At 58.0% G+C, this 16,072-nt stretch carries 16 protein-coding genes and 1 riboswitch; of the genes, 7 read left to right on the forward strand and 9 right to left on the reverse strand.

Annotated elements, in window-relative coordinates; genetic code table 11:
- Position 1 precedes the first annotated feature (1 nt).
- The 5 genes from ACDI13_RS12245 to ACDI13_RS12265 all read right to left on the reverse strand — a co-directional run bounded on the left by ACDI13_RS12245 (position 2) and on the right by ACDI13_RS12265 (position 4,382).
- On the reverse strand, positions 2-955 hold the full coding sequence (locus ACDI13_RS12245) for a tyrosine recombinase XerC (protein WP_316990223.1): 954 nt from the start codon (positions 953-955) through the stop codon (positions 2-4).
- 74 nt (positions 956-1,029) lie between these two features.
- On the reverse strand, positions 1,030-1,707 hold the full coding sequence (locus ACDI13_RS12250; protein WP_316990187.1) for a DUF484 family protein: 678 nt from the start codon (positions 1,705-1,707) through the stop codon (positions 1,030-1,032).
- Between the two features lie 2 nt (positions 1,708-1,709).
- The gene (gene dapF / locus ACDI13_RS12255; protein WP_316990186.1) at positions 1,710-2,633 is read right to left on the reverse strand and encodes a diaminopimelate epimerase; all 924 of its coding nucleotides are present in this window, start codon (positions 2,631-2,633) and stop codon (positions 1,710-1,712) included.
- A 7-nt stretch (positions 2,634-2,640) separates the two neighbouring features.
- Positions 2,641-3,531: a lysophospholipid acyltransferase family protein gene (locus ACDI13_RS12260; protein WP_316990185.1), complete on the reverse strand. Its 891-nt coding sequence runs from the start codon at positions 3,529-3,531 to the stop codon at positions 2,641-2,643.
- Positions 3,528-4,382 carry a lysophospholipid acyltransferase family protein gene (locus ACDI13_RS12265; protein WP_316990184.1) on the reverse strand — a complete coding sequence of 285 codons (855 nt, stop codon included), beginning with the start codon at positions 4,380-4,382 and terminating at the stop codon, positions 3,528-3,530. The genes ACDI13_RS12260 and ACDI13_RS12265 overlap by 4 nt, the downstream gene beginning before the upstream one ends.
- Before the next feature lie 237 nt (positions 4,383-4,619).
- On the opposite strand from ACDI13_RS12265, the gene metK reads away from it, so the two are divergent.
- The 4 genes from metK to metF all read left to right on the forward strand — a co-directional run bounded on the left by metK (position 4,620) and on the right by metF (position 8,762).
- Positions 4,620-5,783 carry a methionine adenosyltransferase gene (metK, locus tag ACDI13_RS12270; RefSeq protein ID WP_316990183.1) on the forward strand — a complete coding sequence of 388 codons (1,164 nt, stop codon included), beginning with the start codon at positions 4,620-4,622 and terminating at the stop codon, positions 5,781-5,783.
- A gap of 197 nt (positions 5,784-5,980) precedes the next feature.
- Positions 5,981-6,073: riboswitch (S-adenosyl-L-homocysteine riboswitch) on the forward strand.
- 74 nt (positions 6,074-6,147) lie between these two features.
- A complete protein-coding gene (ahcY, locus tag ACDI13_RS12275) occupies positions 6,148-7,545 on the forward strand; it encodes an adenosylhomocysteinase (protein WP_316990182.1) in 1,398 nt (465 codons plus the stop codon).
- Positions 7,546-7,587: 42 nt separating this feature from the next.
- Positions 7,588-7,926 (forward strand): phage holin family protein, encoded by a 339-nt coding sequence (locus tag ACDI13_RS12280; protein ID WP_316990181.1) that lies wholly within the window; start codon positions 7,588-7,590, stop codon positions 7,924-7,926.
- Positions 7,923-8,762: a methylenetetrahydrofolate reductase [NAD(P)H] gene (gene metF / locus ACDI13_RS12285; RefSeq protein ID WP_316990180.1), complete on the forward strand. Its 840-nt coding sequence runs from the start codon at positions 7,923-7,925 to the stop codon at positions 8,760-8,762. Before ACDI13_RS12280 ends, metF begins: the two co-directional genes overlap by 4 nt.
- A 207-nt stretch (positions 8,763-8,969) precedes the next feature.
- On the opposite strand, the gene ACDI13_RS12290 is transcribed toward metF, so the two are convergent.
- Positions 8,970-9,599, reverse strand: coding sequence for a 5-formyltetrahydrofolate cyclo-ligase (locus ACDI13_RS12290; protein WP_316990179.1), 630 nt, complete (start codon positions 9,597-9,599; stop codon positions 8,970-8,972).
- On the opposite strand from ACDI13_RS12290, the gene ACDI13_RS12295 reads away from it, so the two are divergent.
- Positions 9,598-11,700 carry a transglycosylase SLT domain-containing protein gene (locus ACDI13_RS12295; RefSeq protein WP_316990178.1) on the forward strand — a complete coding sequence of 701 codons (2,103 nt, stop codon included), beginning with the start codon at positions 9,598-9,600 and terminating at the stop codon, positions 11,698-11,700. The two genes, ACDI13_RS12290 and ACDI13_RS12295, sit on opposite strands and share 2 nt — an antisense overlap.
- An 11-nt stretch (positions 11,701-11,711) precedes the next feature.
- Positions 11,712-12,854 (forward strand): tRNA CCA-pyrophosphorylase, encoded by a 1,143-nt coding sequence (locus ACDI13_RS12300; protein WP_316990177.1) that lies wholly within the window; start codon positions 11,712-11,714, stop codon positions 12,852-12,854.
- A 212-nt stretch (positions 12,855-13,066) separates the two neighbouring features.
- Here the strand turns inward: ACDI13_RS12300 and ACDI13_RS12305 are convergent, their stop codons facing one another.
- Positions 13,067-14,281: an SAM-dependent methyltransferase gene (locus ACDI13_RS12305; RefSeq protein ID WP_316990176.1), complete on the reverse strand. Its 1,215-nt coding sequence runs from the start codon at positions 14,279-14,281 to the stop codon at positions 13,067-13,069.
- Between the two features lie 4 nt (positions 14,282-14,285).
- Positions 14,286-14,507, reverse strand: a complete 222-nt coding sequence (locus tag ACDI13_RS12310; RefSeq protein ID WP_316990175.1) for a hypothetical protein — start codon at positions 14,505-14,507, stop codon at positions 14,286-14,288.
- A 118-nt stretch (positions 14,508-14,625) separates the two neighbouring features.
- Between ACDI13_RS12310 and ACDI13_RS12315 the strand changes: the two genes are divergently transcribed.
- Positions 14,626-15,195 carry a class I SAM-dependent methyltransferase gene (locus tag ACDI13_RS12315; RefSeq protein ID WP_316990174.1) on the forward strand — a complete coding sequence of 190 codons (570 nt, stop codon included), beginning with the start codon at positions 14,626-14,628 and terminating at the stop codon, positions 15,193-15,195.
- 94 nt (positions 15,196-15,289) lie between these two features.
- On the opposite strand, the gene ACDI13_RS12320 is transcribed toward ACDI13_RS12315, so the two are convergent.
- On the reverse strand, positions 15,290-16,072 hold the full coding sequence (locus ACDI13_RS12320) for a sulfite exporter TauE/SafE family protein (RefSeq protein ID WP_316990173.1): 783 nt from the start codon (positions 16,070-16,072) through the stop codon (positions 15,290-15,292).

Consider the following 16,072-nt stretch of genomic DNA (forward strand, 5'->3'; position numbering starts at 1 on the left):
TTCACTCATTTGCTTTGTCGCTGGCCCGGTTCTTGCGTTGTGCCCGAGGGTGGGCCTGATCGTAAGCCTGGGCCAGATGCTGGAAATCCAGACGGGTATAAATCTGGGTCGTGGAAATATTGGTGTGGCCCAATAGCTCCTGTACCGCTCGCAAGTCTTGTGCCGATTGCAGCAAATGGCTGGCAAAGCTGTGGCGCAGGCTGTGTGGGTGTACATGCACAGGCAGGCCACTGGCACGGGCGTAGTTTTCCAGTGCTTGTTGCACGATACGCGGGTGGATACGGGCGCCACGGGCTCCTAGAAACAGCGCCGCCCTGGCATCGGCGCTGGTCGCCAGCGAGGCCAGGGTTGGGCGTTTTTTCAGCCACTGTTGCAAGGCATACAAGGCTTTCTCGCCTACCGGCAGGCGACGCGTCTTGCCGCCTTTACCGCTGACCACCAGTTCACGATCATCCAGGAGTACCCAGCTTTGGGATTGGTGTTGCGGGTCCTGGTGATAGTGCGTGTCCAGGCTGACCAGCTCAGCCAAACGCAGCCCGCTGGAATAAAACAATTCAAACATGGCCTGATTGCGCCACCTGATCGGGTCGTCCTGAATAGGGGCAGTAGCGTGATCCAGTAGCTGCTGGGTCTGGTCTACGGACAAGGCCTTGGGCAGTGGGCGGCCTATCTTGGGTGCTTTCAGGCTGGCGGCTGGGTTCAAGGGCCAGCCCAGTTCTTTGGTGCGCGATTGATAGTAGCCACGCCAGGCCGCCAGGATGCGGGCCAGGCTGCGTGGTGCCAGGCCCTGCGCATGCAAATAGGCGGCGGCCTGGCGCAACTGGCTTTGAGTCAGGGTGTCGGGGTCTACGCCTGGGTACTGCGCCAGCAAATGACGCAGATCATTACGGTACGCACTGAGCGTGTGTTCCGAATAGCGTTTTTCGTGGCTTAGTTGATGCAGCCAGCGTTGCATGGCTGGACTGAGGGCCAGGGAGGCGGCTGGCTGCTTTGGGGACTTGTCCCCGGAAGGAGAGCGGTCTTGTTTTTTCAGGCCGGACATTCGCTTTGATTAACGCTGCTGGGCTTGTGCAAACGCTGTAGGGCGGCGCTGCATAATTCACCAATGCCTTCCAGAAAGTCCGTACCCATATCGGCGGTAAAACGCGTGTCCTCTGGTGAACCTAAAACAAGCAGACCAAAAAAGGTGTTCGACTCGGGGGATTTCAAAGGCACGATAGCGACCGATTGCGCGTCTTGCTGCAAATTGGCCAAGAACGCTTGTTCGCGTCGGGCTCCGCAATAGGGGGTGATCAAGGTGTCGGCCCAGCTAGCCAGTGCGTCGTCGGCCAGCACCTCGTCCGGATTCCAGCAGTGCAGGCGTACCACGGGCATGTCAAAAATGCGCTCCAGGCTGCTGCAAATAAGAGCGGGGAGGGCGTTGGGATCGGACTCGGCCAGCATCTGGCAGTTCCATTGATGCAGTTGGCGCGAGATCTTTTCATTGCCACGGGCATTGGCGACCAGTGTAGCCAGTTGGCGCTCGGTTTTTTTGCCGCGCTCGCGCAGCAGCATGATCTGGCGCTCGCCCAGGGAAATGGCGCGGCTTTGATGCGGGTGCGGCACCATCAGTTTGGCAAAAATGTCGGCGTGTGCGTCGAAGAAATCAGGGTTGGCTTTCAAAAACTGGGCCACTTCCACGGCGCTAAGGCTGTTGGGGGTATCCATGTCTAGAAGGTTTCCTTTCTGGCTAAGGACGCACATAGTGCATCGATATCGACCTGTCCGGTAAAGACAGTTTGGGCTGGGCCGCTCATGCGCAGTGCCTGCCCGTCCCATTCAATGCGCAAACTGCCTCCACGAGTATCAACGACAACCGGGCTTTGGAGCAATCCCCGCCGTATGCCTGCCACCACAGCCGCACACGCGCCGGTACCGCAGGCCAGGGTTTCACCGGCTCCGCGCTCGTAGACGCGCAGCTTGATGTGGTGAGGGTCGACGATTTGCATGAAACCCGCGTTCACTTTGTGGGCAAAACGAGGGTGGGATTCGATGAAGGGGCCTACCGTGGCAACCGGAGCCTGCTTGACATCGTTCACGACCTGCACGGCATGCGGGTTGGAAATCGAGACCAGCGACAGGGCGACGGGGGCGGCTTGATCGGGCACAGGCAAGAGCCACAGCGTGTCTTCACCTTGATCGTGCGTTTCCAGCCCTTTATTGTCAAAACCTACATCGGCAGGGGCAAAGCGGGTGGTGCCCATCATGACGTCTACGCCGCGTTGTGGGTCGTCATTCAGGCTGATGATGCCGGTACGGATCTGTGCCCGCAAAGGGTTGGCTGACGATAGACCTTGTTCGTGTACAAAGCGGACAAAACAACGTGCGCCGTTGCCGCAATGCTCAACTTCGCTGCCGTCTGCATTGAAGATGCGATAGCGGAAGTCGGCCCCTGCTTCAGTGGCCGCCTCAACCAGCAAGATCTGGTCGGCTCCAATCCCGAAGTGGCGATCTGCCAGGGCGCGGGCCCGTTCCGGTGTCAGTTCAATAGGCTGCGTTACACCGTCGAGCATGACAAAGTCATTGCCCGCACCGTGCATTTTGCTGAAACGCCAAAGGGAGGAAACGGGCTGGGGGGCGGTGGGACTGTGCATGATGGGCCTAGTAGATGCCGGCTTGACCTTCAGGTCGGGTTTTGAAGCGTCGATGTACCCAATAATACTGCGGCGGGTCCTCGCGCACATATTTTTCGATCAGGGCATTCATGCGCTCGGTGGCCTCTTCCAGAGTACCTTCGCCGGGGAAGTCGGACATGGGTTCCAGCACCTGAATATGGTAGTGGCCGGTCTGGGCATCCAAGCGGGAAATCACGGGAATGACCAGTGCATCCTGATTGCGGGCAATCTGGGCAGTGGACAGCAGGGTGGCGGCCGGGACATTGAAAAAGGGCACAAAGGCCGAGCCCTTGGTGCCGAAGTCCATATCAGGCAGGTAATAAATCGGCTGGCCTTTTTGCAGCGCGCGCATCAGACCACGGATACCATCCTTGCGGGAAATCAGCGGGACCGAGGAAAAGCGGCTACGGCCTTCGTACATCAGGCGATCTACATGGGGGTCGCGTTGCGGAGTGTAAAAGGCCACCAAGGGCGAGATGGACATGGACAGGCGGGTGCCCGCTGCATCCATACCCAGAAAGTGAGGCACCAGCAGCATGACCTTGCGGCCCTGTTCCAGGGCCTGGGTAATGTGTTCTTCGCCCGTCAGGTGTAGCGTGTTCAGAATGGTGCTGGGCAGGCCAAACCAGAGCAGGCCCCGATCCAGATAGGATTGGGCCAGCAGGCGAAAGTGCTGCTTCTCCCATTCGCGGCGTGTGCTTTCGGGGGTGTCGGGAAAGCACAAATCCAGGTTAGTGCGAACAATATGACGACGGCGGGAGGCAAAGCGATGCACCAGCCCGCCTAGCACGGTCCCCCAACGCTGACGCGTGCGTACGGAGGCACGGCCAAAGTAGGTGAAAACGGATTTGAGCAGCGGGTAAGAATTAAAACTCATGGGGTGGTATCGCCAGGCAAAGGGGGCGCATCGTGGGGAATCTTGTAGCGGTTGTATCCCCACAGGTATTGCGTGGGGAAGCGGCGTATCAAGCTTTCCATGGATTCGTTGATCAGGGTGGCCAGTTCCGTGGGATCTTCGGGCAAAGGCTCGGGCAGGCGCAAGGTGTGAACATGCCAGCCGCGCCCTTTAGGCAGGCGCTCGGCAGCGGTCACAATTACGGGCACATTGGACTGACGGGCCAGCTTGCCTGCCAGTGTCATGGTCAGGGCAGGGCGGCCAAAAAATGGGGCCCAAACGCCATCGCCACCGCTGGGAACCTGGTCGGGCAACATGCCTACCGATTCACCTTTGCGAAACGCGCGTACAAATTCACGCACGCCTTTCATGTTGGCGGGGACGGCATGCAGGCCGGGCAGTTCACGTGACTCCACCATCAGGGGTTCCAGTACGGCTTGGCGTGGTGGGCGAAACATCACGGTCAGTGGGCCTAAACCCACCAGATAACGTGCCGTAATCTCAAAGCAACCCAAGTGCGGGGTCAGATACAGCACGCCGCGTCCTTCGGCATGGGTGGCCTCGAGCAAGGCCACATCATCGACGGTGCAGCGGGCCAGACAGGCTTGCGGATGCAGCCAGACGCGCGGTGTTTCCAGAATCATGGCGCCGGTTTGTCCGGCCGCTTGCCGGAAAAAGGCAGGGGAGTCGTAACCCGCTTGTCGGCAGTGGTTTTGCAGACGGCGGCGGTAGCGTCCGGGAAAAGCGTAAATCAGGCGTCCAATGCCTTTGCCCAGCCCATGAAGAACGGGTAAGGGCAGGCGGGCCATCAGACGTAAAAGTGCCGCGAGCATGGGCCAGGCAATCCTTTAGTGTGAAGTTTTGCTGAAACAAATACGTATTTTCGCTTAAAATGGATTGTATCGCTGAGTTAAACGACAACTTGCGGAGCGATCGGGCAGCAATCTGTCCACTATAAACCGCTAAAGCGTCGCGCCCCGTCTATCGTATCCACATCGCTGGCTTCGAGGTGCAACGCAGTTTGTTCAACCTCGTGCTGATTATCAGCCCTTATTCAAGGAAGCTACGCTGTGAGCAACAACGACTTTCTCTTTACTTCCGAATCCGTCTCTGAAGGCCACCCCGACAAGGTAGCCGACCAGATTTCCGACGCCATCCTGGACGCTATTTTCGAGCAAGACCCTCAGGCGCGTGTTGCTGCCGAGACCTTGTGCAATACCGGGCTGGTGGTGCTGGCCGGCGAGATCACCACGCACGCCAACGTGGATTACATCCAGGTAGCGCGTGACACCATCAAGCGTATTGGCTATGACAATGGCGACTACGGAATCGATTACAAGTCTTGCGCCGTTCTGGTGGCCTACGACAAGCAATCGCCTGATATCGCCCAAGGCGTGGACCGCAGCCCTGAAGAGCTGCTGAACCAGGGGGCTGGCGACCAGGGCCTGATGTTCGGCTACGCGTGCGACGAAACTCCTGATCTGATGCCGGCTCCCATCTGGTACGCCCACCGTCTGGTGCAGCGCCAGAGCGAACTGCGCAAAGATGGCCGTCTGCCCTGGTTGCGCCCTGACGCCAAGTCTCAGGTGACTTTCCGCTACGTGGATGGCCGTCCTGCTGAGGTGGATACTGTGGTGCTGTCCACGCAGCACGCGCCTGAAATGTCGCAGAAAGATATTCACGAAGCCGTGATCGAACACATCATTCGTCCATGCTTCCCTTCGGATCTGCTGACCGAGAAAACCCGCTTTCTGGTGAACCCTACCGGCAAGTTTGTGATTGGTGGCCCTCAAGGTGATTGCGGTTTGACTGGCCGCAAGATCATTGTGGATACCTACGGTGGTGCATGCCCTCACGGCGGTGGTGCTTTCTCCGGCAAGGATCCCTCCAAAGTGGATCGTTCCGCTGCCTACGCGGCGCGTTACGTGGCCAAGAACATTGTGGCGGCCGGTCTGGCCCGTCAGTGTCAGGTGCAGTTGAGCTACGCCATTGGTGTGGCCGAGCCTATCAACATCACCATCTACACCGAAGGCACCGGCGTGATCCCGGATACCGAGATCGCCAAGCTGGTGCGCCAACATTTCGATCTGCGCCCACGCGGCATCATCGAAATGCTGGACCTGCAGCGCCCCATCTACACCAAGACGGCCGCCTACGGTCACTTTGGTCGTAGCGAGCCCGAGTTCAGTTGGGAAGCCACGGACAAGGCCCAGGCTTTGCGCCAGGCTATTTAAGAAAGAGGCAAAAGGCCGCTTGCGGGCGGCTGTTTGCTGCAGTTTGACAGCGTTGTCGGGGCCGGGAAACCAGTCAGCCAGCAACGCTGGGTGGGACGGGAAAGTGCCAGTCTCATGAGAAGAAATTATGATTTTTACCCGTGGGGCTGTCTTCCCAAGACAATCCAAACGGGTACAATCACGAACATTCATTTGCCATCCTCGAGGGGCGTTGCGACAAGACTCACGGTCTTGCCAGGCTCGGGGCATGGATAGGTGGTATCCACCTTGGAGAACGACGCTCACCACGACCTGCATGGCGGGCTGCTGGTGAGAATTCATTTGCTCTCCCTGCAGTCTGCGTGCCGTATAACGGAGCCCGACTGTGACTTTTACCGATTACAAAATTGCCGATATTTCCTTGGCTGAATGGGGCCGCCGCGAGCTGACCATTGCCGAGACCGAAATGCCTGGCCTGATGGCCACCCGCGAGGAATTTGCTGCCTCCCAGCCCCTGAAGGGCGCGCGCATTGCCGGCAGTTTGCACATGACCATTCAAACCGGGGTTCTGATTGAAACCCTGACAGCCCTGGGCGCTGAAGTGCGCTGGGCATCGTGCAATATCTTCTCCACTCAAGATCACGCTGCTGCTGCCATTGCCGCCTCCGGCGTGCCCGTGTTCGCCGTCAAGGGCGAAACCCTGGAAGAGTACTGGCAATACGCCCACGACATTTTCGATTGGCCCGGTGAGCAGGCCAACATGATTCTGGACGACGGCGGTGACGCAACCTTGCTGTTGCACCTGGGTGCCCGTGCTGAAAAAGACCTGTCCGTTCTGGACAATCCCGGCAGTGAAGAAGAGCGCGTCATGTTCGCCTCCATCCGCGCCCGTTTGCAAAACGACAAAACCTGGTACTCCACCCGTCTGGCCCAGATCAAGGGTGTGACCGAAGAGACCACCACCGGCGTGCACCGTCTGTACCAGATGGCCAATAAAGGTGAACTGGCTTTCCCTGCCATCAACGTGAACGACTCGGTGACCAAGTCCAAGTTCGATAACCTGTACGGCTGCCGCGAGTCCCTGGTGGACGGTATCAAGCGCGCGACCGATGTGATGGTTGCCGGCAAGATCGCCGTGGTGTGCGGTTTTGGTGACGTGGGTAAAGGTTGTGCTCAAGCACTGGCTGCCTTGCGTGCCCAGGTTTGGGTGACTGAAATTGACCCTATCTGCGCCCTGCAAGCCTCGATGGAAGGCTACCGTGTTGTGACCATGGAAGAAGCCGCCGACAAGGCCGACATCTTCGTGACCGCCACTGGTAATTACCACGTGATCGATCGTTCGCACATGGAGCGCATGAAAGATCAGGCCATCGTGTGCAATATCGGTCACTTCGACAATGAAATTGACGTGGCCTCGGTGGAAGATCTGGAGTGGGAAGAGATCAAACCTCAGGTTGATCACGTTATTTTCCCTGACGGCAAGCGCATCATCTTGCTGGCTCAAGGTCGTCTGGTGAATCTGGGCTGCGCCACGGGCCACCCTTCGTTTGTGATGTCGGCTTCGTTCACGAACCAGACCATTGCCCAAATTGAACTGTTCACTCGTGGTGATCACTATGAAACGGGTAAAGTATATGTACTGCCCAAGCATCTGGACGAAAAAGTCGCTCGTTTGCACTTGAAGAAATTAGGTGTGAACTTGTCGACCTTGTCCCAGGCGCAGGCGGATTACATCAACGTGCCTGTGCAAGGACCGTTCAAGGCCGAGCACTACCGCTACTAAAATGCACTGGCGTCTTCGGACGCCACTTCTTGGAGCCCTATTATGACTTTGCTACTTGTCTGGATCCTGAATGCTGTTGCCTTGCTGGTTGTTGCCTACATTCTGCCCGGTATTGTCGTGGCGTCGTTTGGCTCGGCCCTGATAGCTGCGCTGGTATTGGGCTTGCTCAATACCCTGGTCAAACCCCTGTTGGTTGTGCTGACCCTGCCCATCACTATTGTGACCTTGGGCTTGTTCCTGTTGGTGCTCAATGCGTTAGTGTTCTGGTTTGCCGGCTCTATCCTCAAAGGCTTCCAGGTTGAAGGCTTCTGGTGGGCCGTGATTGGGGCGATCGTCTACAGTCTGGTCGCCGGGCTGCTGTCGGGACTATTAATTAAATGAGCAACAAGCAAACCTTGAGCCTGGAGTTTTTCCCGCCGCGAGACATCGCGGCGCAGGAAAAACTGGTGCGCACCGCCAAGACCTTAATGGGCTTGAACCCCGCCTATGTCAGCATGACGTTTGGAGCCGGTGGCTCCACGCGGGCTGGCACAGTCGATGCGGTGGCACTGCTGCAAAAACTGGGTTTTGATGTGGCACCGCACTTGTCGTGCATTGGTACGGCACCGGCGCAGCTTAGCGAGATGCTGGACAATTACCGCGACCAGGGCATACGACGTATCGTGGCCCTGCGCGGTGACTTGCCCTCGGGTATGGGGGGCGATGCGGGCGAGCTGCGCTATGCCAGCGATCTGGTGGCCTTCATTCGTAAAAACTACGGCGAGCATTTCCATATCGAAGTGGCCGCCTACCCTGAGATGCACCCCCAGGCTACAGGTTTTGGGGACGACCTGGGTCACTTTGTGAACAAGGTCAACGCAGGGGCGCATGGCGCGATCACGCAGTACTTCTTCAATCCGGACTCCTACTTCAGCTTTGTGGAACGGGCCCAGGCCCAAGGCGTTACGATTCCGATCACGCCGGGCATCATGCCCATTACCAACTCGTCCCAGTTGCTGCGTTTCTCGACCATGTGTGGTGCAGAAGTACCGCGCTGGATTCGTTTGCGTCTGGCTGACTTTGGCGATGATCGCGCGTCGATTCGTGCTTTTGGTATCGATGTGGTGGCACGCTTGTGTCAGGACCTGTTGGACGGTGGTGCGCCCGGTATTCACATGTACACCCTGAACGGGGCTGATGCGAGCATGGCTATCTTGCCGAATCTGACCTGGCGCTAGTCATTGCTGGTATTCAATAAAAACCCGCCTTCTTGGCTGACCCCATGACGCTGGTCAGTTAAGGAGGCGGGTTTTTTATTGGGGCTTTATAGAACGGATCGTCCATTCAAAGGTTTAGCGCAGGGCCGATTGTCCGGTGTTTGCGAGCCAGAGATCCTTTGGTGGAGCTGCCCGGTGGCCGAACGCGGGGTTACCAGGAAAGGAGCCTTACAGCTCCGGCGCGGGTACCGCCCAGCCTTTATCGGTCAGAATACTGTCCAGGCGTTGGTCATGCGGGGCGGGTTGGTAGGATTGGCCCGACAGGTCGCCCACGGCCCAGGCAATACCAATGCTGGTAAAAGCATGGTTTTGTTCTTTCAGCGCCGCCAAGGTTCGGTCGTAGTATCCTTTTCCGTATCCCAAGCGATCACCCTGGCGGGTATAGCCCAGAGTGGGGACCAGGACAATGTCCGGTTGCAGGGTCTTGTTGGAAATCGGGATTTCGATGCCGTAGCGCCCCTTTTCCATTTCGGTCTCGGGTGTCCACTCGACAAAGCTCAATGGGGCATCGGCTTCTTTAACTACAGGCAGACAGACATTGATGCCTTCTTCTTCCACCCATTGAAGCAGCAAGGGGCGCAGGTCCGGTTCTTCGGCCATCGGCCAGAACGCGGCAATGGTGGTGGGTTCGGTACGGCCTTGTTCGCGCAGGCGGCTGCGATTGGTGGCCAGCCAGGTAAACAGGCGGCCCCGGATCAGCAAAGCGCCCCGGTTGGTGTCGATGGCGGGCTGTCCTGCACGCAGGTCTTTTAGTCGCGTGCGCAGCGCGGCTGCGTTATGCTCTACATTCTGAATCATGGGTGATTTTCTAAAGGCCGTCACTATGGGTATCAACCAGCTAAAGTACCAGAAAACACCGGCCAGGGGCATGCTGCCCGCGCTGCCTCGTCCGTCCTTGAGTGCCTTGGTGGTGTTTGCTCTGGGTTTGGTCGGCTGTGCGGGGTCTCAGTCCCCTCAGGCCCAGACCCGCTCTCCGGAGCCCGCCACCGCCAAGCAAGCGGTCGTTTTGCCACCAGCCAAAGAGGCCGTGCGTCGTTGGGACCGTGTCCCGCCTGTGCCGCCAACGGCCCGTCAGGCTTTGATTGACGCCCGCGATGCCATGCAGGCCAAGCGTTGGTCAACGCTGGATGCCTTGGCGCCCGTTGCGGCCAATGATCCTGTCCTGGGCTCTTATGCCCAGTACTGGCGTTTGCGTCAGATTTTGCACGATACGACGACGCCTGTGCCCGATGAGCAAGTTCGTTTGTTCCTGAGCAGCAATCAAGACGAATACCTGGAAAACCGTTTGAAGTCTGATTGGATTGTGGCGGCCGCGCGCGCTGGCAACTATGCGCTGGTGCGTGAGCTGGCGCCGGTTCATGCTCCCTCTTCGGCTGTGAAATGTGCAGTGGCTTCGGCGCAGAATGCAACTGGACAAGCGGTGGATGTACAGGGTTTGTTGGCGTCCTTTTCGCCTAGTCAGGCTTGCTGGTCGGCACTGGATCAACTGTATGACAGTAAAGTCGTCAGCAAGAATCAAGTCCGTGACTTGATGCGTGAGGCCTTGGAAAGTAACCGCAAAACTCAGGCCCGTCGTCTGGCTGCGATTATCTTCACGGCGTCGCAAATGAAGGATTACACCGCTTTGATGGCCTCGCCGCAGAAGTGGTTGGATCGCAACGCGAACAATAGCTCGGTCAATCCGGAGCTGGTGTCCCTGGCCTTGTCTCGTCTGGGTCGCGGGCAGCGTGATGTCGCCGCGGCGTATATAGACCGTACCTGGGCAGGCAAAATCCCCCAGGAAAACCTGAACTGGGTCTGGGGCCAGTTTGGTCTGATTAGCGCCTTGCGGGTAGAAGACGATGCGGCCAAATGGTATCGACGTTCTGGCCGCACTCCCATGACGGATTACAACAATGCCTGGCAAGTGCGCGCTGAATTGCGCCAGGCGACTATTGACTGGAAGCATGTCTCTGCTGCCATCGACAAGATGAACGATGCGCAAAAGGCTGAGCCAGTCTGGGTGTACTGGTCGGGACGTGCGCATCAGGCATTGGGGCACACAGATCAGGCTCGCGCCAAGTTCCAGTCCATTGTTGGCGATTTGAACTTCTATGGTCAGTTGGCAACAGAAGAATTGGGTCTGACCCTCTCCTTGCCTCCTCAGCCGCAGCCGTTGACGCCTCTGGACATGCAGGATGCCCGCACTAATGCCGGTTTGCTGCGTGCGGTGGAGCTGTTCAAGCTGGGCTGGCGTCCGGAAGCCGTGCCTGAGTGGAACTTTGCCTTGCGCGGCATGAACGACCGACAACTGCGGGCCGCGGCCGAGTTCGCCCGTGAGCAGCATATTTACGATCGGGTAGTGAATACCTCCTTGTTGACCAAGAACGAGATCGACTTCAGCCAACGCTTTATCGCTCCTTTTGAAGGCCGCGTGACTGAGCAGGCCCAGTCCATCAATCTGGATCCGGCCTGGGTATATGGTCTGATCCGCCAGGAGTCACGCTTTATTACCGATGCGCGCTCGGGCGTCGGAGCGTCTGGCTTGATGCAACTGATGCCTGCAACGGCCAAATGGGTAGCCAAAAAGATTGATATGCACGATTTCGCGCCTTCACGTGTGAACGAGTTCGAGGTGAATACGGTGCTGGGTACTAACTACCTGAGCATCGTGCTGGGGCAGTTGGATGGCTCCCAAGTGCTGGCGTCGGCGGGTTATAACGCCGGTCCAGGTCGCCCCCGGCAGTGGCGCTCACGCTTGAATGCCTCGGTGGAAGGGGCTATTTTTGCTGAAACCATCCCTTTTACCGAAACGCGCTTGTACGTGAAGAATGTGCTCTCCAATGCGACGTACTACTCCATGATGTTCAGCGGTCAGCCACAGTCCCTGAAAGGGCGTTTGGGTACGATTTCGCCTTGATGAATCCCTCCATGCTTGATGACAGACAGCAAACAGCCTTGGCGGCCCTGATGGGGCCGCCAGAGCCTGTTCTGCAAGGTTTGCAGGTCTATGTGGTGGGTGGCGCGGTGCGCGATGCCTTGCTGGGTTTGCCCGCAGGCGACAAGGACTGGGTTGTGGTGGGAGCCAGGCCCGAAGAATTGGCCGCCCGAGGTTTTGTGCCTGTGGGCGGTGACTTCCCGGTCTTTCTGAACCCGTATAGCAAAGAAGAGTTTGCGCTGGCCCGCACCGAGCGCAAGTCGGGCCGTGGTTACAAGGGCTTTACCTTTTATACCGGCACGGACGTGAGCTTGGCCGATGATTTGCGCCGTCGCGATTTGACTATTAATGCCATGGCCGTGGATGCGGCGGGGAATCTGCACGACCCTTTGAATGGCCTGGCGGATTTGCAGGCTCGGCTGTTCCGTCATGTAGGCGTGGCGTTTAGCGAAGACCCGGTGCGTTTGTTGCGTCTGGCGCGGTTTGCGGCCCGTTTTACTGAATTCACCGTAGCTGACGAAACCTGGGCCTTGGCGCGTGATCTGGTCGAGCAAGGTGAAGTGGATGAGCTGGTGCCTGAGCGCATCTATCTGGAAGTCAGCAAGGGTTTGTCTGCCAGACAACCCGCGCGCATGTTTGAAGTGCTGCGGGAAGTAGGGGCCTTAGAGCGTGTCATGCCGGCCTTGAACTACAGCGATCAGGTTGGTCAGCAAGTGCAGATCGCCAAAGACAGATGCCTCAATCTGGCAGGCTGTTTTGCCGTTCTGTGTCATCTCTCGGAAACGCCTGCACAGGTTGCGGAGCAGATTCGGGCTCCCTCGGAATGGCGTGATCAGGCTCGTTTATTGCCCGTGCTGTTGGCCAGTCCTGCTTTGTTGCAACCGCGCGCAGATGTAGAGTCGGCCTTGCAAGTCATGGAGTCGCTGGATGCCTTGCGTAAGCCTGAGCGTTTCATGCAGTTGATCAGTGCGGCAGCCTGCCTGAGGGCGGTTTCAGAGCGTGAGTGGGATGAGTTGCGGGCAGTCATGGCCAGTGTGGATGCAGGTGCAGTCGCCGCGAAATTCAAGGCTGAACCCAGCAGAATTCGGGAGGCGGTGCGGGCGGCCAGATTGGCTGCCCTGGAGCAGTCGGTTTAGTGTCGTGTGAACTGTCTGTCGCGCACAAGTAGATCAGCGGCCTATTGGCCGCTGATCTTTTGTTCTTTCGTTTGAAGTCGTGTGCGGGTTTCCACTTTGGCGTATGAAGTGGATAGGCTATTTAGCGTGATGTCTTGTCTTTCAGGCAAGGTGAAGGGGGATCAGCAGAATCCCCCTTGTGGCGTAGCGGTCGCCCGGAATAGGCAGTCTACTTACAGACGTTCGCGCCGATCTCCATTCATGGTGCCTATCACAGGGGCAGCAATATCACGCCCAATGATCAGTACCTTGAACAGCTCGCCCATTTCTGCCTCAGACAGCAGTTTGTTGGCGGCACTCATGGTCTGCGCCCATTGCTGCTGTACGGCGGGTGACGGGTCTTCCGGCGGCGAGGCCAGGAAATTGGCCACGCCACAGTTCATCAGGAAGCGTGCCTGACTGGTGTAGCCCAGCACATCCAAACCGGCTTCCAGTGCGGCATCTGCCATGGCGGTGAAATCCACGTGGGCGGTGATGTCCTGCAAGCCCGCCAGAACCAGCGGCTCGGCATGAGCAAAATGACGGAAGTGGCACATCAAGGTGCCTTTGTCGCGTTGTGGGTGGTAGTACTCACGTTGCGGAAAACCGTAGTCGATTAGAATTGCTGCGCCCCGTTTTAGCCAAGAGCCCATGCTGCGCACCCAGGCTTCAGCCTGCAGATTGATTTCCGACAGGTAAAAAGGTTGTGCTTGGACACGCTCGGCCACCAGTGTAGCCAGATGCTCAGGAGCCGGGCGGGTTGCCAGATAAAAAGGGGCTGGCAGTCCTTGGGCCGTGCTGTCGTCCGCCGCAATAACACCGACTTCCAGCACCTTGCCCTCAGTATCAAAGGTAAACAGGCTGGCTGGCATGGCGTCCAGAACTTCATTGGCCACCACGCAGCCCTTGAAGCTGTGGGGTGTGCTGTCCAGCCATTGCACCTGGGCTTGCAGGGGGGCCAGACGCTCTTGTTGACGTGCCCGCAGGTCAGGCGATACTTCCAGTATTGAGTACTGCGGTTCGATACCTTGCCTGCGTAGTTCGCTAATCAGAGCGTGGGCCAAAGCGCCACTGCCCGCGCCAAACTCCAGAATGTTCAGGGTTTGGCTGCCTTCCAGCACCTCCATGACCTGACGGCTTAAGGTTTGAGCAAACAGGGGGGAGAGTTCAGGTGCCGTCGTAAAGTCACCAGTAGGGAGGTTGCTGCCAAACTTGGTGCTGCCGCCTGTGTAGTAGCCCAGATGGGGGGCGTACAACGCATGGTGCATCCATTGATCGAAAGGCAGGAAACCGCCTTCATCCTCAATGCGGCTCAGCAAATAATCGTTGACCTGTGCGACGTGTTTTTTCAGCTCTTCGGACAGAGGCGGTAGACCGTGTGGCAGGGCTGGGGCGGACAATACGTTCATGGTGTCAGTTGGGCTCGTCGTTAGGTGTCTCGGAAGAAGCCGGGGTGGTGCTCTTGGCGCTGGCTTTCTTGGCCTCAGTCACTTGATGCAGGGTGCGGATCATGCCTACCAGCATCCCGATCAGGATGCTGGTGACAGCAGCCAGGATGAAGTTGCCGTAGATAAACCATAAAGGCAGGCACAGAACGGCCATCAGCAATATGGGTTTTTGCAGCAGAACTTTCATACACCCTCAAAAAATAGCGTGGAACCGGGGCCAATTGTAGCCCAGGCCCGTGTTGTGCTTGAGCTTGCCCACCGCTGCGTTACCATGGGCGTTTTGTCTGCTTAGCAAAGGGGTAGGGATGAATGACAGGGGACAGGCCAGCGCCTGGTTACAGGCTTGGGCTCATTTGATTCCGAATCCGGGCACGGTTCTGGATGTGGCCTGTGGCCGGGGGCGCAATGCCCGCTGGTTGGCCGAGCGCGGCAATACCGTGATCGGTGTAGATCGGGACCCGGAGGCCGTGGCAGCGACATCACCCTATGGGGAAATCATCCAGGCTGATATTGAAAACGGTCCCTGGCCTTTTGCCGGGCGCAAGTTCAATGCGCTGGTGGTGACCAAGTATCTGTGGCGTCCCTTGATGCCGACTTTGCTGGAAAGCCTGGAGCCGGGCGGGGTGCTGGTTTATGAAACCTTTGGGGTGGGTAACGAGCAATACAATACGCCGCGCAATCCGGACTTTTTGTTGCAGCCAGGTGAGTTGCTGCGCTGGTGTGCAGAGCTGGATATCGTGGCGTATGAGCATGGTTTCCGGGCGGATCCGGACCATATTGTGCAGCGCGTTGTAGCGGTGCGCCCGCGTGAGGATGGCTCTTTCAGCGATTACCGTCTGAACCCGCAGGACGGTGGTGGCAGTATCTGCGAATAAAGCGTGTGTAGTTCTGAGCCAAGTGCTGTGCTTGGCTCAAAGAAACGCATCCGGTGTGGCTGGAGCGGGTTTGCACGTAGCACTGCATCCCGCCTTAAAACAGATACGTGCGTGCCAGCATGGACAGAGCCACAATAACGGTCAGAATGCTGAACCCCTGTTGCAAGCGCAAGGAAGGAATATGAGGGGCCAGTTTTCGGCCTATTACCATTCCACCCATGGCCGAGGCCACAAATACCCAGCCGCTCATGGGAATTACCGCCCCGTGTGCCAGGCTCATGGCCGAGGCACTTAGGGAAATCAAGGCGATCAACATCAGCGAAGTGGCCACAATGCTGTGCATGGACAGGTCGCTGAAACGTTTCAAGGCAGGCACGATCAGAAAGCCGCCGCCTACGCCCAACATGCCTGAAAACAAACCCGCTACTGCGCCGATGGAGGCCAGGGTGGCGGTGCCCACGGCTGTCCAGCGCAGGCGGCCGGTTTCCGGATTCAGGCAACAGGGGGTATGGGTATGCACTGTGTCCGTAGGACGGCGCAGCATCTTGGTGGCAATCCACAGCATGATGGCGACAAACAAGGCCACCAGTACTTTTTCCGGCAAGGCATGGCTGATGCGTACCCCTAAGGATGTCACCAAAGCGCCCGTGACGGCCATGAACAGGGCGGCCCGATAGCGCACGATATGTTTGTATAAACCATCCAGTGCGCCCACCAGCGCGGCTGCACCCACCGCCAGCAAGGCTACAGGCGTGGCCGCTGTCATGCTGTAGCCCATGCCCAGCACCAGAGCGGGCACGGCTAATATGCCGCCACCCGCGCCAGTCAAGCCCAGGGACAGGCCAGTCAGAATTCCCAGAATAATTGCGAGTGCCAT

The sequence above is a fragment of the Alcaligenes faecalis genome, from assembly GCF_041521385.1.
Classification (GTDB): domain Bacteria; phylum Pseudomonadota; class Gammaproteobacteria; order Burkholderiales; family Burkholderiaceae_B; genus Alcaligenes; species Alcaligenes faecalis_E.

Bases quoted from the DNA above. Each gene is read 5' to 3' on its own strand.
- ACDI13_RS12250 (WP_316990187.1), bottom strand. From the start codon at position 1,707: ATGGATACCCCCAACAGCCTTAGCGCCGTGGAAGTGGCCCAGTTTTTG.
- ACDI13_RS12315 (WP_316990174.1), top strand. From the start codon at position 14,626: ATGAATGACAGGGGACAGGCCAGCGCCTGGTTACAGGCTTGGGCTCAT.
- dapF (WP_316990186.1), bottom strand. From the start codon at position 2,633: ATGCACAGTCCCACCGCCCCCCAGCCCGTTTCCTCCCTTTGGCGTTTC.
- ACDI13_RS12290 (WP_316990179.1), bottom strand. From the start codon at position 9,599: ATGATTCAGAATGTAGAGCATAACGCAGCCGCGCTGCGCACGCGACTA.
- ACDI13_RS12280 (WP_316990181.1), top strand. From the start codon at position 7,588: ATGACTTTGCTACTTGTCTGGATCCTGAATGCTGTTGCCTTGCTGGTT.
- ACDI13_RS12320 (WP_316990173.1), bottom strand. From the start codon at position 16,072: ATGGCACTCGCAATTATTCTGGGAATTCTGACTGGCCTGTCCCTGGGC.
- ACDI13_RS12265 (WP_316990184.1), bottom strand. From the start codon at position 4,382: ATGCTCGCGGCACTTTTACGTCTGATGGCCCGCCTGCCCTTACCCGTT.
- ACDI13_RS12310 (WP_316990175.1), bottom strand. From the start codon at position 14,507: ATGAAAGTTCTGCTGCAAAAACCCATATTGCTGATGGCCGTTCTGTGC.
- ACDI13_RS12305 (WP_316990176.1), bottom strand. From the start codon at position 14,281: ATGAACGTATTGTCCGCCCCAGCCCTGCCACACGGTCTACCGCCTCTG.
- ACDI13_RS12260 (WP_316990185.1), bottom strand. From the start codon at position 3,531: ATGAGTTTTAATTCTTACCCGCTGCTCAAATCCGTTTTCACCTACTTT.
- metF (WP_316990180.1), top strand. From the start codon at position 7,923: ATGAGCAACAAGCAAACCTTGAGCCTGGAGTTTTTCCCGCCGCGAGAC.
- ACDI13_RS12245 (WP_316990223.1), bottom strand. From the start codon at position 955: ATGCAACGCTGGCTGCATCAACTAAGCCACGAAAAACGCTATTCGGAA.
- ACDI13_RS12300 (WP_316990177.1), top strand. From the start codon at position 11,712: ATGCTTGATGACAGACAGCAAACAGCCTTGGCGGCCCTGATGGGGCCG.
- ACDI13_RS12295 (WP_316990178.1), top strand. From the start codon at position 9,598: ATGGGTGATTTTCTAAAGGCCGTCACTATGGGTATCAACCAGCTAAAG.